The sequence below is a fragment of the Microbacterium sp. H37-C3 genome, from assembly GCF_027157935.1.
GTDB classification, from domain to species: domain Bacteria; phylum Actinomycetota; class Actinomycetes; order Actinomycetales; family Microbacteriaceae; genus Microbacterium; species Microbacterium plantarum.
In genome coordinates this window covers 668,484-692,077 of sequence record NZ_JAPVLR010000002.1, presented here as the reverse complement: position 1 = coordinate 692,077, position 23,594 = coordinate 668,484, and the positions used below count along the sequence as shown (strand labels likewise).

Sequence of the window (23,594 nt, the reverse complement as noted above, 5' to 3'; positions counted from 1 at the left end):
AAGGTGCGCATGAGCACGACCGCCCGGCGGTCGGAGTCGAGCGAGACCAAGGGAGCGAGCGATGAGTAGACCACGAACCCGTACCCCGCGCAGATACCGCCGACCACCGTCGCACCCACCGGTTGAGCAGAGAGCTGCTGAATCGGATGCGCCCAGATCCACCCGCCGACCACCCCCAGTGAGACGACGGCGAGGAGCATCGCGAGAAGTGTGAACAGACTCGGCCTCACGCGCCATTCGAACGACCGAAGCGCGCGACGAACGTCGAGCAGGGCCAGCTCGGCGAGTCGTCGCCCCCCCGAAGGAGCGCCCCATCCGCCGAGTCGCACCGCCGCCGATGCGATCTGCTCGAGGCATGATCTCCGCCCACTGAAGCGCCCGCATCTGTCGGGCCGCTGCGCCGGCGGCGACCGCAGCAGCGAGGGAGCACAGCACCAAACTCGTCGTCAGGCCGCTCGGGACTGGCACCTCGAATGCGTCGAGTGGCGCGCTCGACAGCGCGCCAGATGCCCGGCTCACCCGGGTCACCCCCCAGGCGACAGCGACAGTGACGACCGCGAGCGCGGTGAGAGCCCACGCCGTCGTAAGAGCTGCGCTGCGCCGCGTGAGAGGCAGTCGCAGCAGGGCGAAACCCATGCCGCACGACGCCGATCCCGCGCCCGCGAGCGCCGCCGCTGCCCATGTCCACGCACCGATCGAGTTCGTTGACTCGTCGATGAGCCACAGCGCCACGAGCATGCCGACGGTGACGGCGACGAGGCGGACGAGGCGTCCGAGCAGGTGCCGTCCGAACAGGTAGGCGCGGGGCGAGACCCCGCGGTCGGCGAAGACCTGCCAGCTGCGGTGCTCGATGAGCGCCGGGCGGACCTCCCCCCAGATCGATCCCGTCCCGATGCCGAATACGAGTCCGATGAGGATGACGGCACCGGCCGCTGTGTCGTCTTTCGGCCAGTTTCGGCAGGAAGTCGCTCTACCGGAAGCTGACGAGTCCGAAGCGCGCCGCCGTGATGAGAACCTGCACCCGGTCGCGGGCGTTCCACTTCAGCATGATGTTGCTTAAGTGGGCTTTGACCGTTCCTTCGGATACGTGCATCGAACGGGCGATCTCACCGTTGGACTGGCCCGCTGCCAGATATCGCACGATCTCTGCCTCGCGCGCCGACAGCTTCTCCGACTCGGTAGGCAGTCGCAATGCACCGGTTTCAGCTGTCTGCAGGGCTCGGATCAGCTGGCCGCTGACCGCCGGCGACAGCGCTCCGGTCCCGCGGTGCACGGCTCGGATAGCGTCGGTGATCTCGTCGGGGGACGAATCCTTCAACAGGTAACCGGCAGCTCCTGCTCTCAGGACCGGAATCACCGCTTCGGCCGTCGCCATCGTCGTGATACCGATCACCTTGGTCGCGGGGCTCGACGACAAGATCGCGATGGTGGCTTCCAAACCTCCGACATGGGGCATGCGCAGATCCACGAGTGCGACATCGGCTGCGGAGCGGACCACCACATCGGCGGCAACGTCGCCGTCTTCCGCCTCACCGACCACGCGCATACCGTCCGCAGCTGTGATGTAGGCCCCCAGCGCGCGTCGGACCAGCGAATCGTCATCGACGATCACCACTCGGATCTCCCCCACACCGGGAGGCTATACCAACGGCTCCGACAGCCCGGGGCAACCAAGACGAAAGTCGAGACGCCTCTGGACAGAAGTAGATGGCCCGTGGGACTAGGTCGTGTTGCGATCTAGTCATGGACGCAATCGACGGCAGCAACGCGTCGCATCACGCCTCAACCTGGAACAGCGAATGGATGCGGGGCCTCCTCCCCCTCCTGGTGATGCGTTCGCTCCAGGACGGCGCGTCGTACGGGTACGCGATCAGCGCCGCTCTCGCCCGATCTGGATTCGGGGCGGTCAAGGGCGGGACCTTGTACCCCTTGCTGGCTCGCTGTGAATCGGCGGGCCTGGTCACCACTCAATGGCGACCAGGCGACGGCGGCCCTGGCCGCAAGTACTTCGCGTTGACTCCTCATGGTCAAGCGGAACTCGTCCGGCTGTCCGAAGAGTGGCAGCGCTTCGTCACCACCGTCAACACATTCATCACCCTCGAAGGGACTCGCCGATGACCACGAACGAACGCTGGATCTCACTCTTCAGCACCGAGCTCGAGCGCCGCGACGTACCCGACGAACGCATTCGGGAGGAGGTCGAAACGGTGCGGGTGCATCTCCGAGACGGCGACGACGACGCCGCCGAGGATGCCTTCGGCGACCCGGTGGCTTATGCGGCTACGCTCGCGGCGCCCGGCTCCGAGGATCTGCCGTCGAGGACGACGATCCTCTCCCTCTTCGCGGCCATCGCGACGTTCATCGTCTTCGTGATCGCGTCGGTGCGCTGGATAGATGGCGATGCCTCGGCGTCTCCGTGGTCGATCGTCGGAGGCGTCGGCCTCATCATCGCTCTGGTGATGCTGTCTGTCTCTCTCACCCGGCGCGCCATCGCCGCAGCGCTGCGAGACGAGCTCGATCTGCACACTGAGGCGCAATGGTCCCGGGCATCCACACTGCTCCTGCTCCTGCCCTGGACCTTCGTCGGCTTCGCAGGCTTGACCCTGGCGCTTGCCGCGCTTCTGTGACTTCTCGATCCGCCCACCCCATCAACACGAAGGAACAACCCATGCGCATCTTCACCATCCTGCCTACCGCGAGCCTGTGGACGACGATCTGCGAAATGCTCGGACTGTGTAAGTGATGCCAGCGTTCGGCGCCGACCGACATCCGTGAGTTACGTCGGCCAGTCGACCATGATGGACCGCATGGCAGAACGCGGACTCCTGCCGACGCGGCAATCGCGCGGCGCTATTCCGTCGGTGCCGGCCCTCACAGGGATCGAACGTCGGGCGATTCTCTCCATCGTGGTCGTGGCCGTCGTCACCGGAATCCTGCTTGCCATCACCCGGGGCGGCGACGACGCGCTGCAAGCCACGTTCGAGGTCGTCGTCACGGCACTGTTCGCGGGATTCGTCATCAGCCCACCGGCGACGGTCATCGCGTTCGCCGCGTCGATGGGGTTGTCTCTGCTGGTCGGATCCTCGACCGAGATGCTTCTTGCGCTCGCGGTCGCGACAGGGTTCGCGGCGCGCACCGCCGGAACCCGCCTGCTCGCCGCGTACGTCGGGCTCCTCCTGGTGTCCGTCGCCGCAGCGGTCTTCTCGGCGGCGTCCGACCAGCTGTCGACCATCGTGATCTACCTGCTGCTCGCGACGGTCTCCGGGGGGATCGGGCTCCTGCTCCGGTTCGCTCGGAGCCGCGAGCAGCGCGTCCGCGAGGAACTCGCCCGGCAGACGATCATCGAGCAGGAGGTGCGTCAGTCGGAGCGGCTACTCATCGCTGACGAACTCCACGATGTCGTGTCGAGGGATCTCACGGTGATCGTGATGCAGTCCGAGCTCATGTCGCTCGAGGCCGGGACCGTCTCGCTGCACGAATCGCAGGTCACCATCCGCGACGCCGCACGACGGGCACTACGCGACCTGCATCGGCTCGTATCGCGCGTGCAGAACGAACGTGCCGATACCTCGACCCCGGAGTCGCTCCGCGTCGCGCTACACGAGGCCGAGCGCGATCTGACGCGAGCTGGATTCCCGCATTCGATGTCCATCGCGGATGGCGCCGACGAACTGCCTCAGATCATCGACACCACAGTGGCCCGCATGGTGCGCGAGAGCGTGACGAACATCCTGAAGCACGCGGCCCCGGGACCGGTCTCCGTCTCTGTAGACATCGTCGACGACGTGGTCAGGTTGCACGTTCGCAGCGCCCTCGGCCGACGGCGTGCCCTCACCCCGCTGCCCTCGAGTGGCTACGGCAGTATCCGCATGCGTGAAAGGGCGACCCTCCTCGGTGGAGGTTTCGACTCCCGGCGCGAGGGGCGCGAATGGGTGGTGACGGCAGCCCTGCCCATCGCCTGACGTGCGGTCGCGGAAGGCCTCAGCGCGGGGCGATGGGCTGGTCGGGCAGCGGCGGAGGCGGCGGATAGTCCCCGTACCCGGGCTGGGTGCGAGTCGCGTGCTGCGCGGACGTCGCCTGCTGTGCGGGGGCGGACTGCTGCGTCGGCGCGGGGGCCGCCGGAGCGTAGCCCTGCGGGTAGGTGGGGCGCCCCGTGTAGTACGCCTGCCAGTCGGGCGATCCGTCGGCGAGGACGGGGAGGGGCGTCCGGCCATCGGCGTATGTCGGCCATGCCGGGGCAGCCGACTGAGGAGCGCGAGGCATCAGTAGCGCATTCACGAGGGGCACGAGGGCCGTGCCCACGGCGGCGAGGATCGTCAGTGCGACCACGACCCGCCAGTAGATCGGCAGGAAGTCGAACCACTCCCCACCGACCAACGGCACGATGAGCATGACCGCGACAATGCCGAGGAAGGCGATCGTCACATAGGTGACGATCGACAGGAAGGTCGTGGGGTTGCGCAGGTAGGCCTTGGTGAAGAGCCGCAGGTGCAGCAGCGCCAGCTGCAGGATGAGCAGCACCAGGAGGAACCGCATGAACCGCTCGTACCCCCAGCCGAAGCTCTCGGTCGGGGATGGAAGCCAGATCATGACGGCGCCCACGAGCAGCGCCACGACCCAGGTGCCCATGCTCGTCAGAGCGAACCACGCGGGGCGACGACCTGCGAGGTGCGACTCGAGGATGGCGATACCTGCGAAGCCGGCGAGCAGCAGCACGGTCATGAACGCGCGGGCGACGATTCCGGTGCCCGACCCGATCAGCACCCAGACGACGCAGACGATAGCCGCCGCGATGAGCGCACCGATGGCGACCCAGATCGCGGCTCGCAGCAGCTTGTTCGATTCCGGAGATGTGATGGGCTTGCTCATCGACAGGGTTTCCTTCCGCGCTGACACCTCACATCCTGGCATGCACGGGCGTTCCGTGCCGGGCTGAGAGGATTCTGTGGTGAACCCACCCCGAGAGCCCGGCCTTGAGTTCGACGCATCCGCGACGCGGACCTTCTTCCGCACGCGGCGCGCAGCGCTGATCCTGGTCGCGATCGTCTCGGTGAGCACGACCGTTCAGGTGCTCGCGACGCCGATCACCGCGATGATCGCCGGCCCCGTCGACTGGCCCTTCGACATATCGATATCGCTGCTGTGCGTCATCCTCGCCCTGGCATGCGTGGCCCAAGCCTCAGCTGTCCTCCTGAGCGATCGGTGGCCCCGTATCGCGGTGTTCGCGACCGTGGCCGTCTACCTCGTCCTCCTCGGCGCCTTCGACATACCGAACTGGCTCATCGGCATGTATCTCGTCGTGGCACTCGCGCAGTTCCTTCTGGCCCGCCGGGTCTCGGCCGGTTCGGCCGTCGTGTGCCTGCTCGGCGTCGTGGTCGCCGGAATGGGCGGGCTCTTCACCTGGGCCGTCTTCTACTCGGGCGATGTCGGTACCGCCCTGAGCTTCATGGCGAACGAGTTCTTCCGCTTCACCGCGCCGGCCCTCGGAGCGACCGCCCTGGGGATCTGGTGGGGGGCCCAGGTCCGCCAGGTGAACCTTGCTCGCGAGCAGGCCGAGCTCGCGCGCCAAGAACACGATGCGCGGGTCAACGACGCGCGTGAACGCGAGCGCGCCCGCATAGCGCAAGAGCTGCACGATGTCGCGGGCCAGCACCTCGCCGGGCTCGTGACGCTGGCCGACGCCGCCATCTCCCTCGCACCGGCACGCCCCGACGAAGCCATCCGTCTGGTCGGCGAGGTGCGCAACGAGGGCCGATTCGCCGCCGCGAGCCTGGCGGGTGCGCTGAGCGATCTGCACGCTGCCGACGCAGCTGGTCCCGCCGAGACGACCCGCGACCTGCGTCGCGCCGGTGAGCTCGTGGAGTTCTGGTCGCAACGCGGCATGCCGGTCTCATTCGACCTCGACGGAGCCGTGTCCGATCTGCCCGCCGTCGTCTCGACCACCGCCTACCGCGTTCTCCAGGAGGCACTGACGAACTCGGCGAAACACGCCCCTGGAGCGCCGGTCACCATCTCGGTGACCGTGACCGACGAGGAGCTCCGGGCCCGGGTCGTCAACCAAGCACCCGGCACTGATTCGATGCCCGTGCCGGGCCTCGACCTCGGCTGGGGCCTGCGCGGGATGCGCGAGCGCGTCGAACTGTTGCGCGGCACACTGTTCGCAGGGCCGACGCCGACCGGCGGATGGGATGTGCGAATCGCGATCCCGATCGACCCGATCGCCTGACAAGGAGAACGGTATGAATCGTGGGGCCGAGCGCATCCGCGTTCTGATCGCCGACGACAATCGCGCCGTACGCCGGGGGCTGCGGCTTCAGCTCGAAGGCGCTCCCGGCATTCAGGTCGTCGGCGAGGTCTCGAACGGCGTCGACGCCGTTCACGTCGCACGGGCCGAACGCGCCGACGTCGTGCTCATGGACATCCAGATGCCCCAGATGTCCGGGTTGTCCGCCACGCGCCTGCTCGCTCGTCCCGACGACGGTCGCTCCCCCATCGCCGTCATCGTCATGACGAGCTTCGCCGTCGACGGCTACGTCAGTGAGGCACTGGATTCGGGCGCCGTCGGATACCTGCTGAAAAGCCACGACTCGGACCAGCTCGTCGGCGCGATCTACGCCGCAGCGCGGGGCGAGGCACTCGTGTCGTCGCGAGTGACGGCGCCGCTGATCCGTGAGTTCGTGCGCCGCGGCGGTGCTCCCGAAGACCCGGAAGCAAGCGCTCTGCTGACCTCGGCCGAGCGCCGCGTGATCTCCGTGCTCGCCGGCGGAGTCACGAGCAACGAAGGCATCGCCGAGACGCTGCAGGTGTCGGTTCACACCGTTCGATCGCAGCTGCATTCCGCACTCAAGAAGCTCGATCTCGCCGACCGCACCCAGCTCGCACTGTGGGGCGCGCGCAACCGGGTGTGAGATTCCTTCATACATCCGGGTGAAACTTCGACACGGGTTTTCACCGCACGACCGACCGCACGACCCGGCTTTTCGAACAGTTTCAGGTCTTTAGTCCTTCGCACCTCCGTGCCGCGGGTATTCTGAACAATCGCGATTGGTTCATCCATTCGGATGAATTTTCACGACTTGTTTGCGGACCGCTCGGTGCCCCTGCACCACTGCGATGCGGCGCCACCGGCAGCGCAGGGCGCCTTTGCGCCGGCAGCCGCGCAGGCGACGCCGCTCGAGCGGACGGATGATGACCCTGAGCCCGTCGTTCCGGGCCATGGGGGAAGCAGATGGAACCGATTTTCGGGCGCTTCGCAACACGGGATCGGGTGTTCTACGACGCGCCCGGCACGGATGACGCCAGCGCCGAGGCCGAGGGGCGTACCGCTGCGTACGCGCCGGCGGCCACCCTCTCGTGGCAGGGCTGGCGGTACAGCCGACGGGGCCCGTGGTCGGTGTGGCTGCCGCCCGCGCATCGTCTGCCCGAACAGGGATGGAAGGTGCACATCACCGCACTTCCCGATGCCGCAGCGACCGTGCTGGACACCGCCTCGCGGCATTGCCACCGCCACGGCATCGCCTTCAAGCACCTGCGATACGAACACGCGCTCGGCGCCGTGCTCGCCAAGGATGCCGACCGCGCGGGCGCGGGCAAGTTCATCACGCTCTATCCGCCATCCGTGCGCAGCCTCGAGCACTGCCTCGTCTCGCTCGACGACGCGCTCGGCGGCCAGCCCGGCCCGTACGTCCTGTCGGACCTGCGCTGGAACGCGGGCCCGCTGTTCGTGCGGTACGGCGCGTTCACCGAACGCGAAGTCCTCGTCGACGGCGACGCCCTGCCCGCCGTACAGGATCTCCGGACGGGAGAGTGGGTACCCGACCGGCGGACCGCGGGGTTCCACATCCCACCCTGGATCGAAATGCCGCCCTTCCTCCTGCGGCAACTCGACGCGCTCGGACACGAGCCGCCGCCCGGCTTCCCGGAGATCACCGGCGCCCTGCACTACTCCAACGCCGGCGGTGTCTACACCGGAGCCCTCGACGGCGCCGAGGTCATCGTGAAGGAAGCTCGCCCGTTCGCGGGCTGGACGCCCGACGGGCGCGATGCCGTCGCCCGGCTCCGCGACGAGGAACGCACCCTCCGCGCTCTCGCCGGAAGGGTCCGCGTCCCGGCGGTCCGCGCTGCCTTCGAGGCGCACGGTCACCGCTTCGTCGCCATCGAGCAGCTGCCGGGACAGCCCCTGGATCGGCTGGTCGCAACGACCAGCCCGCTCACCGCCGCCGTCTCGACCGCAGCGGAGCGCCGCGCGTACCGCGATCGGATGCTGCAGGTGCTCGACGCGCTGCGGAGGGAGATCACCCGGCTGCACGCCGCGGGCGTCACCCACGGCGACCTGCATCCGGCGAACGTCATGGTCGACGCCGACGGCTCGGTGAGCCTCCTCGATCTCGAGATGTCCCTTCCCGTCGACTCCCGCGCGCCCGCCGTCCTCGGCGCAGCGGGATTCTCCCTTCCGGACGAGCCGGACCCCGTGCGCCGCGATGCACACGCTCTGGCGTGCATCGAGCTCTACGTCTTCCTTCCGATGACGAGCCTGCTGGCGCTGCAGCCGGCCAAGGCGGATGCCCTCGTCACCGAGGCCGCGGAGGTCTTCGATCTGCCCCGCGAATGGTGCGAGCGGATGAGCGCCCGGCTTCGGCCCGCCGACTGTGCGGCGCGGCATCCTGCACCCGTCGTATCGATCGAGCGCGTCGCCGAGCAGCTCGTGGCCGACGCGACGCCCGAGCGGACCGACCGGCTGTGGCCGGGCGACCCCCGCCAGTTCGGGCAGCCCGCGTTCTCTCTCGGTCACGGCGCACTGGGGGTGGCCGTCGCGCTGGATGCGGGGGGCGTCGCCCTCGCGCCGGAACTGCGATCGTGGGTGTCGCGCTCGATCGCGCACGTGAGCACCGGCCAGGCACGCCTCGGGCTGATGGACGGCGCGGCCGGTGCGCTCTGGGCCTGCCGGCGCCTCGGCTTCGCCGACGAGGCGACGGCACTCGACGAGTACCTGCACGACGACGCCGTCGGGTCACTCGGCTCCGACCTCGCGACGGGTCTTCCGGGAATCGGCATCGCTCTGCTCGACGAGCCCGATTCCGAGCGCAACATCGAGCGGGCGACCGCGATCATCGAAATCCTCCGCGAACGCTGGGGGCTGCTCGGCCCCGCCGCGCCGTCGGGAGCGCCGTCGCCCGTGCCGTCACGACGGCACGGCGGCCTGATGGGCGGCGCGAGCGGGACGGCTCTTCTGGCTCTCCGGGTGTTCGAACTCACCGGAGAGCGCCGCTTCCTCGAGATCGCCCGCCGGGCGCTCGACGTCGACCTCCGCACCTTGCGCCGCGACGCGGACGGGTCGGTGCAGGTCGACCAGGGATGGCGCATGCTTCCCTACCTCGCGCACGGGTCGGCCGGCGTCGGCCTCGTGCTCGCACGGTACCTGGCGCATGAGCCCGCCGATGACGAGCTGCGTGTCACGCTGCACGGCATCATCCGCGCGGCGTCGGCGCCCTTCGTCGTACAGGCGGGACTCTTCGCCGGCCGAGCCGGATTAGCCCTCTTCCTTCACTCTCTGGAGGCGACCGGACACGCGAGCGCAGACACGATCCGTGCCCGCGACCACCACCTCGAGCGGATGGCGCTCCACGCCCTCGACGCGCCGATCGGCGCGCGTTTCGTGGGCGACGGGATGCTGCGCGCGTCGTGCGATCTCGTGACCGGTGCCGCGGGCGTGCTGCTCACGCTCGTCGCCGCGTCGCCTCAGGCTTCGAACAGCGACCAGCCGGTCCTGCCCTTCCTCCCCCCGGTGCTCGTGCCCGCCGGTTCTCCGGCGGCGAGAGGATGAGGGAGGTGAACGAATGGGTTTCATCCTGGCATTGCAGACGCTCGAGAAGAGCGAAGAGGAACACCGCACTGTCGTGGGCAGCACCGTAAGCATCGGCCTGTGCCGGAGCACCGTGTCGACGGCCTGCTGATCCCGCCGTGATCGCGCGCTCCGCAGCGAAAAACGAAGGGCCCCCGCCGAGCGGGGGCCCTTCTTGATGTGGCGAGTGAGGGATTCGAACCCCCGAATGCAATGCAGTCTGATTTACAGTCAGATCCCTTTGGCCGCTTGGGTAACTCGCCAGTGCGCACCCGCCCGGCTTGTACAGTCGACCGGAGGCGCGAGAACCCATATTACCCCCTGTGGCCGGGTGCTCCGAACCACGGGGGTCGGCCGTCAGTCGTTGCCGACGACCCGTTCGACGAAGGCCTCGGTGCGGTGGCGCGTGCCGTCGATTCGGCGATCGACGCTCGCGCGGATCTCGCTGGGCGCGAGCGGGCCGGCGATCCGCACGTTGTCGTGACATCCGAGGTCGGCGCAGATGTACGTGCCGATCGTGTCGCCGGCATCGCCGGCGGGCCCGGCCTTACGCGCGCTGAAGAGGGTGACCTGGTCTCCGGGCTGCATCGTGTGGCAGAGGTTGCACAGCGCGGACCGTGCGCGTGAGCTTCCCGACGCCGCGCGCATGACGACTCCGACTGGAGCGCCCTCGCGCTGCGTGATGACGTATCCCCGCTCGCGCGAGTTCGGATCCCGCCACGCGAGGAAGTCGAGGTGGTCCCAGTCGAGCAGCATGAAGTCGATCGGCATCGCCATGATCCGGCGGTCGTCGACCGTCGCGTTGACGAACGAAGCGCGGACTTGGTCTTCGGTCAGAGCTTGCACGCGTTCCAGCCTACGAATCGGACGGCGTCCACGGGCCGCGTGTGCGGACGCCGTCCCGGACTCACTGCGTTGCGACCCACGCCTGCCAGTCGGCCTCGGTGAAGTCCATGCTGTCGACGAAGAACCCGCCGCCGAGGACCATGTCCACTGCCAGCGTCCAGGCCGTCCCGTCGCGGGCATCCGCGTAGGCGTAGAACGAGCCCGCGGCGTCGTACGCGAGGTTCGCTTCCTGGCTGCGCAGCGCCTCGTCGGAGAAGGCACCCATGCCCTGCGCGGCGATGGCGGCCTTCACCTCAGGCCGCAGGTACCCGGGATCGGCGAGACCCGACTTCCATTCGACGAAGCGGGCGAACCCCTCGTGGACCGCGACGGGCGGTGCGATGAACGACCCGGGTGCGGCGGTGTTGTGGAGGGCGTGTGCGAACTCGTGGACGAACACCTTGTCGCGACCCGACGCGCTGCCCGGGCCCATCACGATGAGCGTTCCGGACGTGTCGGATCCCGTCGCGATCGCGGGATCGAGGAAGCGCTGCGCGATCTGCGGGCGCAGGGTCGGACGGGCGTAACCGGCGACATCCATGTCCCACGGCGTGCCCTTGCCGTACTGCCAGCGCTGGAAGCGGTCATCGTCGTCGGTGATGGCCGAGACGAAGCCGTCCTGGGTGGGCTCGCCGCCGAGCTCGCGGATCGTGTCGAGCGCGATGACGGCCGATCGCTCGGCAGCATCCGCGTTCTGATCGACCAGATCGGCCTCGTCGCTCATACCGAACAGGACGACGTGGTCGCGCTTGGTGACGTAGATCTCGCCTTCGTCCCACGGGTTCGGCTCGCGCGCGGGGACGATGGACGTGATCGTGGCGGGCTCGGGCGGTTCCGTCTCTTCGTACCGGTCGAACGACCGGCTGGGGACGGTACCGGGCTCGAAGGTGACGGTGTAGGCGAAGCCCTGGATGAGGTCGAGACCGGCGTCACGGTCACCGTCGCCTCGCTGCGGCTGCGCCGCGAACGCATACTGAGCGCCGAGGATGACCTCGATGGTGCCGGTCTCGTCGACGTCGATGTCCGACGGCGCGATCGCCGCGACATCCCACCCGATCTTGCTCGAGTTATCCCACCACAGCGCGAGCTGAGTCGCCGCGTCACCCGCGGCGTGAGCGAGGAACCGCTCGCGATCCTTATCGCGCATCGCGGCGTTCATCTCGGCGAACGTGGCGCTGGTGGGAGTCGCGAGGTCGTTGTCGGCCCACGGCGCCCAGCCGACCGGAACATCGGCCGTCGGCCCGGTCTCGGGCGTCCGCGGCCACAGCACGACGCCCGCGGCGACGGTCATCAGCAGCGCACCGATGCCGAGGGAGGCGATGACGATCTGCATCGTGCGCGCCGCGCGATTGCGAGGCTTCGGCTGCGGTGATGCCGCAGGGTGCGCTTCAGTCGTGTCGGTCATCGGGTCTCCGCCTTCGAGATGAGGATGATGCGGCGTTCGGAGTCGGTCGTCAACTCGCCGCTGACGCCTGTCGAGGCGAGAACGAAGACGTAGTCGGTGCCACCGGAAGAGATGAGGTACTGCTCGAGCGGCGCCGGGGTGTTGGGGTCGTTGTGCCAGCCCATCAGATCGGTCATCGGTGCAGCCTGGCCGACGACGGGGAACCCGGCGGCGAGGGCGTCGATGTCGATGCCGTCGTCGAAGGACGTCGAGGTTCCGCCGCTCAGGCAGACCGCGGCCAGCACGCCTTCGGTGCGCGCGACCTCGGAAATCTGCGACAGCACCACGTCGGAGGTGTAACAGGCCTGATCGCTACGGGCGGGCTCGAAGCTCGTCGTCGCGACGACCTCTCCCTCGTACGCCGACGCCGAGGCGGCGCCCGTCACCCGCCAGGGACCGATCGCCGTCGGCGTCTCTCCCTGACGCGCGCCGGAGGGCACGTCGTCACCGTAGTAGTAGGGCCGGGTCAGCCAGATCTCGCGGGTCGAGGTCGCCGTCTGCGGCGTGCCGTCGACGGTGAAGGTGTAGGTCATGTCGACCAGCGCTTTGGCTGTGTCCGCGCCGCTGGGCGACTCGTAGCCGGCGGTGCCGTTGGTTCCATAGAGGATGCCGCGCCGGTCGTACTCGATGGAGAGGTCGAGCACCTCCGCGGCACGCGCATCGCCGAACAGGGGCGTCGCCGACCCCGAGATCGCGATGTACCCGGGCGAGGCGTACTGCGTCCAGCCGGGCTCGTCGGCTGTGGCGGCGGCGAGGAAGCCGTCGACGACATCCGGCGCCTCCGAGGTCGCGGCGGCGTTGGCCGAGACGACGGTCCAACCGACGAATCCGGCTGCGCCGATGACGATGAGAAGAGTCGCCGCGAGCACCATCCAGGTCGCACGCGTCATCACTTTCTGTCCCGGCTCCTTGGGCGCTGTCGCGGGCGCGGCGGCGGGTGCCGGCTGCCGGTCAGATGCCGCCGATTCGGATGCCGCCGGCGGCGCAGCATCCGCTGATGACGGCTCGGCTGCGGGGTAGGGAGAGACGTGGTCGGTCCATCGCTGGCCGTCCCAGTACCTCAGCTGCGACTGCCCCGAAGGGTCGGGATGCCAGCCGGCCGGCGCGGTCGGAACAGAGTCCGGCACGTCGTTCACACGTCCCCCCTCGCCCCGGCCGCGAGCACCGCCGGTTCGAGACGATGCTATTGGGTTGCGCGAAGTGGCTCGTACGCCTGCTTTTCCGGGTTGGATCTGCTAGTCGCCAAGGTCCCCCTCAGCGTCAGACGAACCAGCCGTTCAGGAATCCGGTCCCCAGCAGCACCTGCCCCCAGCCGAGGACCAGCGCGACCACGGGCCACCCGTATCCTCCTCGGTCACCGCGCGCCGCGATCAGCCCGATGATGCCGAGCACGCCGCCGAGAGCTCCCGCCGCGATCGAGATCGGCAGGGCGACGAACAGCATCCATCCCCAGAGCGGATCCACCGTGTACCCGAGGACGACCACGACAGCGACCGGGAGGATGCCGATGCCCGCGAGGATCGTCGCGGCGATTCCCCACCCGCGGCCGCGGCGGCGCCGAGGCCGGTTAGCGGGCTCACTCGTCATGGCGCGAGCCTAGCCTCCCCCGGCGCGCGGCCACGGGCGCGGCTAGAGTAGCGGCATGGCAGATTCCTCGTTCGACATCGTCAGCAAGATCGATCGCCAGGAGGCCGACAACGCGCTGAACCAGGCCCGCAAGGAGGTCGAGCAGCGGTACGACTTCAAAGGCACCGACGCCTCCATCGAGTGGTCGGGCGAGTCGATCCTCATCAAGGCGAACTCCGAAGAGCGCGCCAAGGCCGTGCTCGACGTCTTCCAGACGAAGCTCATCAAGCGGGGCATCTCGCTCAAGAGCCTCGACTCGGGCGAGCCCACCGCTTCCGGCCGCGAGTACCGCATCGTCTCGACGCTGAAGGAGGGCATCTCGTCGGAGGATGCCAAGAAGATCAGCAAGATGATCCGCGACGAAGGCCCCAAGTCGGTCAAGTCGCAGATCCAGGGCGATGAACTGCGCGTGCAGTCGAAGTCGCGCGACGACCTGCAGGAAGTGCAGCGGATGCTGAAGGCGGCCGACCTCGACGTCGACCTCCAGTTCGTCAACTACCGCTGACGCTCCCCCGCACCATCCCAGGCTGAGCGATCACCGGTCGAGGCCGCTGACGAACGACACGAGTCGGTCAGCGGCCTCGGCGCGTGCGGGCGCAGCCGAGAGGAAGACGTCGTGCAGCGCCCCGTCGATACGGGCGATCGTGACGGTGGCGGCGATGCGGGTGGCCGCGCGTGCGATGTCGTCGACGACGAGCACCGAATCGGTCGAGGTCATCGTGTCGTTCCACCGCAGCGGCGACGTCGACCGCGCCGAGAGCAGGACGAGGGCCGGCGCGCCGACATCCACGCCGGCCGCGACGCGCGCATGCCCGGCGATGACGGCGGCGAGCCATGCGGGATGCGTCGGGAAGCCCCGTTCGGGACGCCAGCCGTCGGGCGCATCGGGCAGGCTGCCCACCTCGCGCTGGGCCCGCGTGTAGAACCCGAGATCGACGGCGGGGTGGGCACCGCGCGGGTCTAAGCGCGCCCGCACCTCGACGAGCGGCGCGACCGCCTGCCGCCCGAGGGGGCCGAGCTGCAGCTCCAGCCACGGGCTGTTCAGCACCACGGCTGCGGCTCGCCCCGGGTGGCGCGCTGCCCACAGGGTGAGCGTCAGTCCACCGGTGCTGTGCCCGAGGAGTACCAGCCGCCGGCCCTGACGCTCGGTGTCCATCGCGGCGAGCGCCGCCTCGATGTCGTCGTCGTAGACATCGAGCGACGTGACGTACCCGCGCGCCTGTCCGGGACGGATGCTGCGCCCGTACTTCCGCAGGTCGAGCGCGTAGAACCGCGCGCCACGGTCGGTGAACAGGCGGGCGAGGTCGGTCTGGAAGAAGTAGTCCGACCAGCCGTGGACGTACAGCACGTCGATGTCGCGCCACGCGCCGAAGAGGCGGAGCCCCGGATGCGGCATCGCCCGCACGAGTGTCGCGACTACCTCGCCCTCGTCATCCGACCCGAGCGGAAGCGTCGCCTGCTCGAAGCCGGGACCCAGCAGGTCGGGACCCCACGTCACCTCATCCGCCCGCATGCCCCCACCCTAGGTCGTGGACATCCGCGGGCGCAGGGCGTCAGGCGGCGGAACTCTGCTGCGAGCCCGAGCCCGCACCGGAGCCGGTGCGACGGGCCTCACGCTCCTGGGCACGCTGGAGCGCACGCTTGCGCTGCTCGCGGGCATCGTCCTCGAGCTTCGCTGCCCTCTCCTCGTCGCGCGTGAGGTTCTCTCCCGTCTCGGGGTCGAACACGTGCAGCGAGTCGGGCGAGAACCACAGTGTCGCCGGATCCCCCGCGCGGATGTTGCTGAGCGAGTCCAGCGCCACGACGAGCTCCGTGCGGAGCCCCTCTCCGTCGAGATCACGATCGAGCTCGGCGAGCTTCTCGCGTACCGATTCCTCGACCTCGAACGGGATGTAGGCGTACAGCACCTCGCCGAGCCACTCGGTCATCTCGACATCGACCTCGGCGCGCACACCACCCTCGAGCGGACGGTCGGAGGTCTCGGCATCCTCGAATGCATCGGGACGCACGCCGACGATGACGAGCTCGCGGTCTCCGATCGCGCGGCGCAGCCGGTCATCGAGCGGAACGTCGAACATCGGCAGCTTGAGGGTGTCGCCCTCGACCGTGCCGTGCAGGAAGTTCATCGGCGGCGAGCCGATGAAACCGGCGACGAAGAGGTTCACCGGCTGCTCGTACAGCCCGCGCGGGCTGGCCACCTGCTGCAGCTCGCCGCGGCGGAGCACCGCCACCCGGTCGCCGAGCGTCATGGCCTCGGTCTGATCGTGGGTGACGTAGACGGTCGTCGTTCCCAGCGAGCGCTGCAGTCGGGCGATCTCGGTGCGCATCTGCCCGCGCAGCTTGGCGTCGAGGTTCGACAGCGGCTCGTCGAACAGGAACGCCCGAGCGTTGCGGACGATCGCGCGGCCCATCGCCACGCGCTGACGCTGGCCACCCGAGAGGTTCGCCGGCTTGCGCTCGAGGTGCTCGTCGAGCTCGAGAAGGCTCGAGGCCCGGCGCACGCGCTCGTCGATCTCGTCGTCGGGCACGTTGCTCGACTTCAATCGCATCGGGAAGGCGATGTTCTCGTACACCGTGAGGTGCGGATACAGCGCGTAGTTCTGGAACACCATCGCCAGGTCACGATCCTTCGGCGCCTTGTCGTTGACGAGGTCGCCGTCGATGAGCATCTCGCCGCTTGTGATGTCTTCGAGGCCCACGATCATCCGCAGGAGCGTCGACTTGCCGCATCCGGAGGGCCCGACGAGGATCACGAACTCGCCGTCGGCGATGTCGAGGTCGACGCCCTTGACCGCCGTGAAGCCGTCGTCGTACGTCTTCACGATGTTCTTCAGCGTGATGGAGGCCATGACGTTCCCTTCGAGGTAGACGCGGCGGCGGCGGGGATGCTGGAGGTCATCCCTTGACCGCGCCCTGCGTGAGGCCGGAGACGATCCGGCGCTGGAAGATGACGACGACCACCACGATCGGGATCGTCACGATGATGGCGGCCGCCGAGATCGCGCCCGTGGGCTGCTCGAACTGCGACGCTCCGGTGAAGAACGACAGAGCGGCGGGTACGGGGCGCGCCGCGCTCGTCGAAGTGAGCGAGATACCGTAGACGAAGTCGTTCCACGCGATGAAGAACGCGATGATCGCGGTCGTGAAGACTCCGGGCGCCGCGAGTGGGACGACGGTCTTGCGGAAGGCCTCGAACGGCGTCGCGCCGTCGACCTGCGCCGCCTGCTCAAGCTCCCAGGGGATCTGGCGGAAGAAGGCCGCGAGCGTCCAGATCGCGATCGGCAGCGTCAGCGAGAGGTACGGGATGATGAGACCCAACCAGGTGTCGTAGAGGCCGATGACCCGCCACAGGTTGAACAGCGGCGTCACGATCGAGACGATCGGGAAGACCGACACCGCGAGCGCGGTGACGAGGATGATGCGCTTGCCGCGGAACTCGAGTCGCGCGATCGCGTAGGCGCACAGCGTGGCGAGAACGACCGCGACGAAGGTGGCGATGAGCGAGATGCCGACGGAGTTGCGCAGCGCCGGCAGGAACAGGTCCTGTGCCCCGCCGCCCGGCGCGAGGATCTCGGTGTAGTTCTCGAGCGTCCATTCCTGCGGGAGCAGGGTTCCCGAGAACAGACCCGACGGCGTCTTGAACGACGTCATGAGGATGGAGAAGACGGGAAAGAGCGACCAGACGAGCACCGCGATGATGATCGCGGCCCATCCGATCCGCTGCGGCCAGGTGAGCGTGCGCATCAGGAGTTCCGTCCCGTCGCCAGATCGACCTTGAAGCCCTTGATGAAGATCGCGGCGATGATCAGGACGCTGAGGAACAGCAGCACCGAGATCGCCGAGCCGAGCCCGATCTCGAGGCGCCCGATCGAGGTGTTGTACGCGAGCAGCGACAGCGCCTCGGTGTCATTGGCGCCACCGGTCATGATGTAGATGTTGTCGAAGATGCGGAACGCCTCGAGCGTGCGGAAGAGCACGGCGACCATGATCGCGGCCTTCATGTTCGGCAGGATGACGCGACGCATGACCTCCCACCCGGTGGCCCCGTCGACCTTCGCGGCCTCCTCCAGATCGCCGGGCACCTGCGCGAGGCCCGACAGCAGCAGCAGCGAGATGAACGGCGTCGTCTTCCACACCTCGGAGAAGATGATCACCACGAGGGAGGTGCCCTGCTCGGCGAACCAGTTGAGCTCCGGGTCGAACCCGGGGATCCAGCTGAGCCAGTTGTTGACGTACCCGCCCGAGTTGATGTCGAACGCATAGAACCAGGCGAAGGCCGCGACGACGGTGATGATGCCGTACGGCACGAGGATCGCGGTCCGCGCGAGCCCGCGGAGCTTCTTGATCGCCCGGTGCATCACCAGCGCGAGGAGGAAGCCGAGGGTGAGCTCGAACAGCACGGTCACGACCGTGATGAAGAGGGTGACCCCCATCGACCGCCAGAACGCGGGGTCGCTGAGCACCACCCGGTAGTTCTCGAAGAGGACGAACGACCGCTCATCGGGGGCGGTGAGTCGCAGGCTGAACAGCGAATCGAACAGGGCCTGCCCGATCGGGTACATCGTGACCAGCAGCATGATGACGAATGCCGGTCCGGCCAGCATCCAGCCCAGTCGTCCCTCCGCACGCGCCCGGGCCGAGCGTCGGGGCCGCGGCGATGCATTCTCCCGCGTGCTCACAGCAGACGCTCCCCTCGCAGGACGGCGAGGATGAACTCGCTCGATGTTCTCGGGGTGGTGTCGGGGTTCACGGCTGCCGGCGGGTGCCATGTCCGCTGGAGCCCGATCGAGATCTCGTTGTAGTACGGCGTCTGCGGGCGCGGCACACCGAGGTCGAGCGACTCGCGGATGGTGTCGGCCATCGGGAACTCCTCCTGCACACGAGGGTCGTCGTAGGCAGCGGCGTTGGACGGCGGGTTGCCGTCGGTGACGAAGTACTCCGACTGGTTCTCGGGCTGGACGATGCACTCGACGGCCTGCCAGGCGAGGTCGGGGTTCGTGCTGAAGGCGCCGACGCCGAGGTTGATGCCGCCCACGGGAGGCGCGGCGGGCTTGTCGGCATCGACACGCGGATACACCGCCCAGCCGAGGTCATCGGCGATGGCGGGGTCGGCGCCGGTCATCGCCGGCCACACGAACGGCCAGTTGACCATGAAGGACCCCTGCTCGCCCTGGAACAGGTTCATATTGGCGTTCTCGTCGGCGGTCGGGAGACCCGGCCCGCCGAGCCCGTCGGCCCCGATTCGGTGGATGATCTCCGCCGCGGCTCGTCCCGCGTCGCTGTCGAGCCCGAGCTCGAGCTCGTCGGCGGGCGCCTCGGGGTTCTTCAGGATCTCGCCGCCGGCCGACGCGACGAGAGCGTTGATCCACACCGTCAGCGACTCGGCCAGCGCGCCCTGAACGCCCAGCCGCAGATCCTGCTCCTGGGCGACGGCGATGATGTCGTCCCAGGTGACCGGTTGCGACATGTCGAGGCCCGCCGCCTCGACGACCGACTGCCGATACCAGAGCAGCTGCGTGTTGGCCCAGAAGGGAACGGTCACCAGCTCGCCGCCCCAGCTCGCGGAGTCGACCGCGCCCTGGACGATGCCGTCGGTGTTCTGCAGTTCTCCCGGGACGTCGTCGAGGAAGCCGGGCTCGGCGAGCTCCGGGATGAACGGCGGGTCGAGGCTCATGATGTCGAGCGAGGTGTCGCCGGCTGCCAGACGCCGGGCGAGCTGCTCGCGCTGCGACGCCGCATCACGCGGCAGCAGCGACGTCTCGATGCGATACGCGCCGTCAGCGGCATCCGTGCAGGCGGCGGCGATCCGCGCCTGCCCGCCGTCGTCGGGGTTGATGTACCAGGTGAGCGTGGGCACACCGCCATCGGGGGCGCAGGCGCCGAGCGTCGCTGCGAGCGCGACCACCGATGCGGCTGCCAGGACCCGGGTCGTGCGCATCGGGCCTCCTCGTTCCGTATCGTCGCGACCCAGCGCGCTCACGGCACCGGGCGTTCCCCCATCATGGCGTCGGAGGAATGCAGCGACCACGGGTTGCCCAACCCGACGCGCTGTAGTACGCCGGGCGGACGAGGATGCCGGTCAGTTCTCGGCGACCGGGCTCACGATCTCAGCGGGGTCGTCGCCCGCGAACGCGTGCGATTTCGTCTCGAGGAACGCGCAGAGGGTCGACACCATCGCGAGCTCGGTCGACAGGGCGAGCGCGGCGCCGGCTCCGAGCCGCAGTTCGGTCTCGCGCGCCTCGAACGTGATGCGCCAGGTGTTTCCGCCCGGCACGTCCGGCTCGATGTACGTCACGGTCTGCGCGTTCATCATGTTGATCGCGACGAGCCCCGTGTCGCGGCCGAGACTGCCGTCCTGCGGGATGACCTTCACGGCGAGGGAGTATCCGAACTGCCGGAACTCCTCGATCCACGAGTCGAGCGTCTCCTTGCTGCGGAAGGTCATCGCCCGACCTCTTCGCCGCGCGAGATGGCGACCATGTCGTCGCGGTCGACGACCTTCACACGCGCGCGATCGGCAGGGGCGCCGAGAGCGATCTCGTGCTCGTCGAGACGGTGCCACCCGTCGAGGTCGGTCCAGGCGACGCCGCGCTCGGTCAGCAGATCGAGGACTCCCTGCTCGGACGGGTCCACCGGCTGCCACCACGACCCCTGGTCGTTGATGACATGGCGCACGGTCTCCATCGCGTCGGACTTCGTGTGGCCGATGAGTCCGACGGGTCCGCGCTTGATCCATCCCGTCGCGTACACGCCCGGCACGCGCTCGTTCGAGTCCTCGTGAAGCACCTGACCCTCGTGGTTCGGGATGACGCCGTGCGTGGCGTCGAACGGCACGCCCGGCAGCGGCGACCCGAAGTACCCGACCGCGCGGTAGAGACCCTGGAGGGCGACCTCGCGCATCTCGCCGGTGCCCTCGACCCCGCCTTGCCCGTCGGGACGCGTCCGCTCGTAGACGAGCGCGGCGACGCGGCCCGCGGCATCCTTCTTGACCTCGACCGGCTTGGCGTAGAAGTGCAGGTGCAGGCGACGTGAGGCCTCTCCCCCGGCGCCGTTGACGCCCGGGCGCTGACGCCACGACTGCAGCACGCGGTCGATGACCATCACCTGCTTGTTCGACGCGATCGCCGCCTTCGAGGCCTCGTCGTAGTCGAAGTCCTCGTCGTAGACCACGAGGTCGACGTCGCGCAGATCGCCGAGCTCGCGCAGCTCGAGGGGCGTGAACTTGACCTGCGCGGGTCCGCGGCGTCCGAAGATGTGGACATCGGTCACGGCCGACGAGCGGAGACCCTGGTAGACGTTGTCGGGGATCTCCGTGACCAGAAGGTCGTCCGCGTGCTTGGCGAGCAGTCGAGCCACGTCGAGCGCGACGTTGCCGTTGCCGATGACACCGACGGATGCGGCATCCAGCGGCCATTCGCGCGGGAAGTCGGGGTGACCGTCGTACCAGCTGACGAAGTCGGCCGCGCCGTAAGAGCCGTCGGCGTCGATGCCGGGGATGTCGAGGGCTGCGTCGCGCACCGCGCCGGTGGCGAAGATGACGGCGTTGTAGTGGTGCTTCAGGTCATCGAGCGTGATGTCCTCGCCGAAGCGCACGTTGCCGAACAGGCGGATGTCGCCGCTGTCGATCACGTCGCGGAGGGCGTTGATGATGCCCTTGATGCGGGGGTGATCGGGCGCGACTCCGTAGCGGACGAGCCCGTAGGGGGCGGGCAGGTGATCGAACAGGTCGATCGAGACGTCGAACTTGCGCTCGGCCTTCAGCAGCAGATCCGCGGCGTAGATGCCGGCGGGCCCGGCTCCGACGATGGCCAGCCTCAGCTTGGTCATGGGTGTTCCTCGTTCCTGGTGGCACCCGAGCGCGGGCGCAGCGGGGGTCTCTGTCAGCTGGCGCGGTCGACGACGACCTCGGCGAACCGGGTCAGCGCGTCGCGCACGGCGCCGGTCGGCAACGGCGCGAGGGCCGCGACGGCGTCGTCGGCCCACTTCTCGGCGAGCTCCCGCGTCTCGGCCGTGACGGCGTGATCGCGCAGCCGGGCGAGCGGCTCGTCGAGGATCGCGGGATCGGCTCCCTCCGCGATCTCGGCGACGCCGCGGTCGATCGTCGCGGCGAGCTCGCGCGAAGCGGCATCGTCGGCGCGCGTCAGCAACAGGTAGGGCATCGTCGGCACCCCGGCACGCAGGTCGGTTCCGGGAACCTTGCCCGTGGCCTCGGGGTCGGCGGAGAGGTCGATGACGTCATCGAGCAGCTGGAAGGCGACGCCGGCCTTCTCGCCGAACGCGAGCAGCGGCTCGGCGAGCTCCTCCGGTCCGCCGGAGAAGAGCACGCCCACCTGCGCCGCAGCGGCGATGAGCGAGCCGGTCTTGTCGGCGAGCACCTGGATGTAGAACTCGACGGGATCATCGCCCGGCTGAGCGCCGATGGTCTCGTGCATCTGACCGAGCACCAGGCGCTCGAAGGTGTCTGCCTGCACGCGGATGGCTCGCTCGCCGATGCGCGCCATGAGCTGGCTCGCCCGGGAGAAGAGCAGGTCACCGGTGAGGATCGCGACGTTGTTGCCCCACACCTCGTGCGCGCTGGGGACGCCGCGTCGCTTGTCGGCGCCGTCCATGACATCGTCGTGGTACAGCGATCCGAGGTGGGTCAGCTCGAGCGCCGCAGCGCCGGCGATGACGTCCTCGGTCGCACCGTCGCCGAGCTGCGCGGTGAGCAGAGCCAGCATGGGCCGCAACCGTTTGCCGCCGGCTTCGTAGAGGTATCGGGTCTTGGCGTCGACGAGCGCGTCGCTGACGGTGAGCTCATCGCCGAGGCGCGACTCGACGCGCTCGAGCCCGGCTTCGACGGTCGCGAGCAGCTTGCGGGTGCGGGGTCCGGCGAAGATGCGCTCGGTCATCCCGAGGTGCTTCGCCAGCCGCGGCGCGGATGGGCTCGATGTCACCTCTCCAGCCTACCGGCCGGGCGACCGCGCCGATCCGCGCGAGCCGGTTCAGACCGCGGGCTTGACAGCGCGGTGGAGCGCCACGATGCCGAAGGACAGATCGCGGTGCGCGACCTCGTCCCAGCCGGCCTCGCGGATCCACCCGGCGAGGGTGCGCTGGTCGGGCCAGTCGCGGATCGACTCGTTGAGGTAGTCGTAGGCCTCGGCGTTGGAGCTCACCGCGCGCGCGACGAGCGGCAGCACCCGGTCGTTGTAGAAGCGGTAGAGCCCCGCGAAGGCACGGGAGGGCGGCTGCGAGAACTCGCTGATGAGCAGGCGGCCGCCGGGCTTGGTGACGCGCAGCATCTCGGCGAGCGCCTTCTTCGGCTCGTTGACGTTGCGGAGTCCGAACGAGATCGTGACGACGTCGAACTCGGCATCCTCGAAGGGCAGGTTCGTGGCATCCGCCTCGACGAACGACAGATTCGAGATGCCGCCGCCCGGCGCCTGCGCTCCGTACCGGCGGACGCCCTCGGCGATCATGCCGGGCGAGAAGTCAGCGGCGACGACCTCGGCACCGCTGCGGGCGAGCGAGACCGAGCTCGCACCCGTTCCCGCGGCGAGGTCGAGGATGCGCTCCCCCGGCTTCGGGTCGATCGCGCGGGTGGCCGCGATGCGCCAGAGGCGGTCCTGGCCGAGGCTCAGGACGTCGTTGGTGCGGTCGTAGGCACCGGCCACCTGGTCGAACATGCCGCTCACACGCGACGGGTCCTTGCCGAGGTCGGCGCGGTTGGGCTCGCTGGTCACGCTCCGAGTCTAGGCGCGGCTGTCCCCGCTCAGCCCCGCCCCGCGAGGTCTCACTTCGGCCGGGTATGGGCGCGGC

23 protein-coding genes and 1 tRNA gene are annotated in these 23,594 nt (G+C 68.9%); 8 read left to right on the top strand and 16 right to left on the bottom strand.

The features are described 5' to 3' along the window. Window positions 1–970: 970 nt before the first annotated feature. Entirely contained in the window at window positions 971–1,615 is a 645-nt protein-coding gene (locus O1W71_RS08285; RefSeq protein WP_269267394.1) for a response regulator, read from the bottom strand. Window positions 1,616–1,743: 128 nt separating this feature from the next. Here O1W71_RS08285 and O1W71_RS08280 point away from each other — a divergent pair, with 128 nt between their 5' ends. The 3 genes from O1W71_RS08280 to O1W71_RS08270 all read left to right on the top strand — a co-directional run bounded on the left by O1W71_RS08280 (window position 1,744) and on the right by O1W71_RS08270 (window position 3,962). Next, window positions 1,744–2,118: a PadR family transcriptional regulator gene (locus tag O1W71_RS08280; RefSeq protein ID WP_269267393.1), complete on the top strand. Its 375-nt coding sequence runs from the start codon at window positions 1,744–1,746 to the stop codon at window positions 2,116–2,118. Continuing rightward, window positions 2,115–2,627 (top strand): hypothetical protein, encoded by a 513-nt coding sequence (locus O1W71_RS08275; RefSeq protein ID WP_269267392.1) that lies wholly within the window; start codon window positions 2,115–2,117, stop codon window positions 2,625–2,627. Before O1W71_RS08280 ends, O1W71_RS08275 begins: the two co-directional genes overlap by 4 nt. 180 nt (window positions 2,628–2,807) lie before the next feature. Next, window positions 2,808–3,962 carry a sensor histidine kinase gene (locus tag O1W71_RS08270; RefSeq protein WP_269267391.1) on the top strand — a complete coding sequence of 385 codons (1,155 nt, stop codon included), beginning with the start codon at window positions 2,808–2,810 and terminating at the stop codon, window positions 3,960–3,962. Window positions 3,963–3,981: 19 nt separating this feature from the next. Here the strand turns inward: O1W71_RS08270 and O1W71_RS08265 are convergent, their stop codons facing one another. Continuing rightward, a complete protein-coding gene (locus O1W71_RS08265) occupies window positions 3,982–4,869 on the bottom strand; it encodes a hypothetical protein (protein ID WP_269267390.1) in 888 nt (295 codons plus the stop codon). Window positions 4,870–4,948: 79 nt separating this feature from the next. Here O1W71_RS08265 and O1W71_RS08260 point away from each other — a divergent pair, with 79 nt between their 5' ends. From O1W71_RS08260 to O1W71_RS16450, 4 genes are all read left to right on the top strand, one after another. Then, window positions 4,949–6,226 carry an ATP-binding protein gene (locus O1W71_RS08260; protein ID WP_269267389.1) on the top strand — a complete coding sequence of 426 codons (1,278 nt, stop codon included), beginning with the start codon at window positions 4,949–4,951 and terminating at the stop codon, window positions 6,224–6,226. Window positions 6,227–6,239: 13 nt separating this feature from the next. Next, entirely contained in the window at window positions 6,240–6,908 is a 669-nt protein-coding gene (locus tag O1W71_RS08255) for a response regulator transcription factor (RefSeq protein WP_112616763.1), read from the top strand. A 320-nt stretch (window positions 6,909–7,228) separates the two neighbouring features. Continuing rightward, complete coding sequence (gene lanKC / locus O1W71_RS08250; protein ID WP_269267388.1) at window positions 7,229–9,823, top strand: class III lanthionine synthetase LanKC; 2,595 nt, start codon at window positions 7,229–7,231, stop codon at window positions 9,821–9,823. Between the two features lie 13 nt (window positions 9,824–9,836). After that, window positions 9,837–9,953: a SapB/AmfS family lanthipeptide gene (locus O1W71_RS16450; RefSeq protein WP_354451194.1), complete on the top strand. Its 117-nt coding sequence runs from the start codon at window positions 9,837–9,839 to the stop codon at window positions 9,951–9,953. A gap of 69 nt (window positions 9,954–10,022) precedes the next feature. Here the strand turns inward: O1W71_RS16450 and O1W71_RS08245 are convergent. From O1W71_RS08245 to O1W71_RS08225, 5 genes are all read right to left on the bottom strand, one after another. Next, window positions 10,023–10,104: transfer RNA gene (locus O1W71_RS08245), tRNA-Tyr, on the bottom strand. 94 nt (window positions 10,105–10,198) lie between these two features. Then, on the bottom strand, window positions 10,199–10,687 hold the full coding sequence (locus O1W71_RS08240; RefSeq protein ID WP_269267386.1) for an FBP domain-containing protein: 489 nt from the start codon (window positions 10,685–10,687) through the stop codon (window positions 10,199–10,201). Window positions 10,688–10,748: 61 nt separating this feature from the next. After that, complete coding sequence (locus tag O1W71_RS08235; protein WP_269267384.1) at window positions 10,749–12,131, bottom strand: hypothetical protein; 1,383 nt, start codon at window positions 12,129–12,131, stop codon at window positions 10,749–10,751. After that, on the bottom strand, window positions 12,128–13,306 hold the full coding sequence (locus O1W71_RS08230) for a DUF2510 domain-containing protein (RefSeq protein WP_269267382.1): 1,179 nt from the start codon (window positions 13,304–13,306) through the stop codon (window positions 12,128–12,130). The genes O1W71_RS08235 and O1W71_RS08230 overlap by 4 nt, the downstream gene beginning before the upstream one ends. 124 nt (window positions 13,307–13,430) lie before the next feature. Then, complete coding sequence (locus tag O1W71_RS08225; RefSeq protein WP_269267381.1) at window positions 13,431–13,757, bottom strand: hypothetical protein; 327 nt, start codon at window positions 13,755–13,757, stop codon at window positions 13,431–13,433. Window positions 13,758–13,812: 55 nt separating this feature from the next. On the opposite strand from O1W71_RS08225, the gene O1W71_RS08220 reads away from it, so the two are divergent. Continuing rightward, the gene (locus tag O1W71_RS08220) at window positions 13,813–14,301 is read left to right on the top strand and encodes a YajQ family cyclic di-GMP-binding protein (protein WP_071918434.1); all 489 of its coding nucleotides are present in this window, start codon (window positions 13,813–13,815) and stop codon (window positions 14,299–14,301) included. Window positions 14,302–14,331: 30 nt separating this feature from the next. Here the strand turns inward: O1W71_RS08220 and O1W71_RS08215 are convergent, their stop codons facing one another. The 9 genes from O1W71_RS08215 to ubiE all read right to left on the bottom strand — a co-directional run bounded on the left by O1W71_RS08215 (window position 14,332) and on the right by ubiE (window position 23,518). After that, window positions 14,332–15,309, bottom strand: coding sequence for an alpha/beta hydrolase (locus O1W71_RS08215; protein ID WP_269267379.1), 978 nt, complete (start codon window positions 15,307–15,309; stop codon window positions 14,332–14,334). Between the two features lie 40 nt (window positions 15,310–15,349). Then, a complete protein-coding gene (locus O1W71_RS08210; protein ID WP_269267378.1) occupies window positions 15,350–16,645 on the bottom strand; it encodes an ABC transporter ATP-binding protein in 1,296 nt (431 codons plus the stop codon). 46 nt (window positions 16,646–16,691) lie between these two features. Beyond that, window positions 16,692–17,540, bottom strand: a complete 849-nt coding sequence (locus O1W71_RS08205; protein WP_094262209.1) for a carbohydrate ABC transporter permease — start codon at window positions 17,538–17,540, stop codon at window positions 16,692–16,694. After that, entirely contained in the window at window positions 17,540–18,475 is a 936-nt protein-coding gene (locus tag O1W71_RS08200; protein ID WP_269267376.1) for a carbohydrate ABC transporter permease, read from the bottom strand. Before O1W71_RS08200 ends, O1W71_RS08205 begins: the two co-directional genes overlap by 1 nt. Beyond that, window positions 18,472–19,734, bottom strand: a complete 1,263-nt coding sequence (locus O1W71_RS08195) for an extracellular solute-binding protein (RefSeq protein ID WP_269267375.1) — start codon at window positions 19,732–19,734, stop codon at window positions 18,472–18,474. Before O1W71_RS08195 ends, O1W71_RS08200 begins: the two co-directional genes overlap by 4 nt. Window positions 19,735–19,875: 141 nt before the next feature. Continuing rightward, on the bottom strand, window positions 19,876–20,241 hold the full coding sequence (locus O1W71_RS08190) for a hypothetical protein (RefSeq protein WP_112616743.1): 366 nt from the start codon (window positions 20,239–20,241) through the stop codon (window positions 19,876–19,878). Beyond that, window positions 20,238–21,623, bottom strand: a complete 1,386-nt coding sequence (locus O1W71_RS08185; protein ID WP_269267374.1) for an FAD-dependent oxidoreductase — start codon at window positions 21,621–21,623, stop codon at window positions 20,238–20,240. Before O1W71_RS08185 ends, O1W71_RS08190 begins: the two co-directional genes overlap by 4 nt. A 53-nt stretch (window positions 21,624–21,676) precedes the next feature. Next, on the bottom strand, window positions 21,677–22,732 hold the full coding sequence (locus O1W71_RS08180) for a polyprenyl synthetase family protein (RefSeq protein ID WP_269267373.1): 1,056 nt from the start codon (window positions 22,730–22,732) through the stop codon (window positions 21,677–21,679). Window positions 22,733–22,780: 48 nt separating this feature from the next. Further along, entirely contained in the window at window positions 22,781–23,518 is a 738-nt protein-coding gene (ubiE, locus tag O1W71_RS08175; protein WP_269267372.1) for a bifunctional demethylmenaquinone methyltransferase/2-methoxy-6-polyprenyl-1,4-benzoquinol methylase UbiE, read from the bottom strand. Window positions 23,519–23,594: the final 76 nt, after the last annotated feature.

Bases quoted from the DNA above. Each gene is read 5' to 3' on its own strand.
- O1W71_RS08280 (WP_269267393.1), top strand. From the start codon at position 1,744: ATGGACGCAATCGACGGCAGCAACGCGTCGCATCACGCCTCAACCTGG.
- O1W71_RS08275 (WP_269267392.1), top strand. From the start codon at position 2,115: ATGACCACGAACGAACGCTGGATCTCACTCTTCAGCACCGAGCTCGAG.
- O1W71_RS08270 (WP_269267391.1), top strand. From the start codon at position 2,808: ATGGCAGAACGCGGACTCCTGCCGACGCGGCAATCGCGCGGCGCTATT.
- O1W71_RS08265 (WP_269267390.1), bottom strand. From the start codon at position 4,869: ATGAGCAAGCCCATCACATCTCCGGAATCGAACAAGCTGCTGCGAGCC.
- O1W71_RS08255 (WP_112616763.1), top strand. From the start codon at position 6,240: ATGAATCGTGGGGCCGAGCGCATCCGCGTTCTGATCGCCGACGACAAT.
- lanKC (WP_269267388.1), top strand. From the start codon at position 7,229: ATGGAACCGATTTTCGGGCGCTTCGCAACACGGGATCGGGTGTTCTAC.
- O1W71_RS16450 (WP_354451194.1), top strand. From the start codon at position 9,837: ATGGGTTTCATCCTGGCATTGCAGACGCTCGAGAAGAGCGAAGAGGAA.
- O1W71_RS08235 (WP_269267384.1), bottom strand. From the start codon at position 12,131: ATGACCGACACGACTGAAGCGCACCCTGCGGCATCACCGCAGCCGAAG.
- O1W71_RS08225 (WP_269267381.1), bottom strand. From the start codon at position 13,757: ATGACGAGTGAGCCCGCTAACCGGCCTCGGCGCCGCCGCGGCCGCGGG.
- O1W71_RS08220 (WP_071918434.1), top strand. From the start codon at position 13,813: ATGGCAGATTCCTCGTTCGACATCGTCAGCAAGATCGATCGCCAGGAG.
- O1W71_RS08215 (WP_269267379.1), bottom strand. From the start codon at position 15,309: ATGCGGGCGGATGAGGTGACGTGGGGTCCCGACCTGCTGGGTCCCGGC.
- O1W71_RS08210 (WP_269267378.1), bottom strand. From the start codon at position 16,645: ATGGCCTCCATCACGCTGAAGAACATCGTGAAGACGTACGACGACGGC.
- O1W71_RS08205 (WP_094262209.1), bottom strand. From the start codon at position 17,540: ATGCGCACGCTCACCTGGCCGCAGCGGATCGGATGGGCCGCGATCATC.
- O1W71_RS08195 (WP_269267375.1), bottom strand. From the start codon at position 19,734: ATGCGCACGACCCGGGTCCTGGCAGCCGCATCGGTGGTCGCGCTCGCA.
- O1W71_RS08190 (WP_112616743.1), bottom strand. From the start codon at position 20,241: ATGACCTTCCGCAGCAAGGAGACGCTCGACTCGTGGATCGAGGAGTTC.
- O1W71_RS08185 (WP_269267374.1), bottom strand. From the start codon at position 21,623: ATGACCAAGCTGAGGCTGGCCATCGTCGGAGCCGGGCCCGCCGGCATC.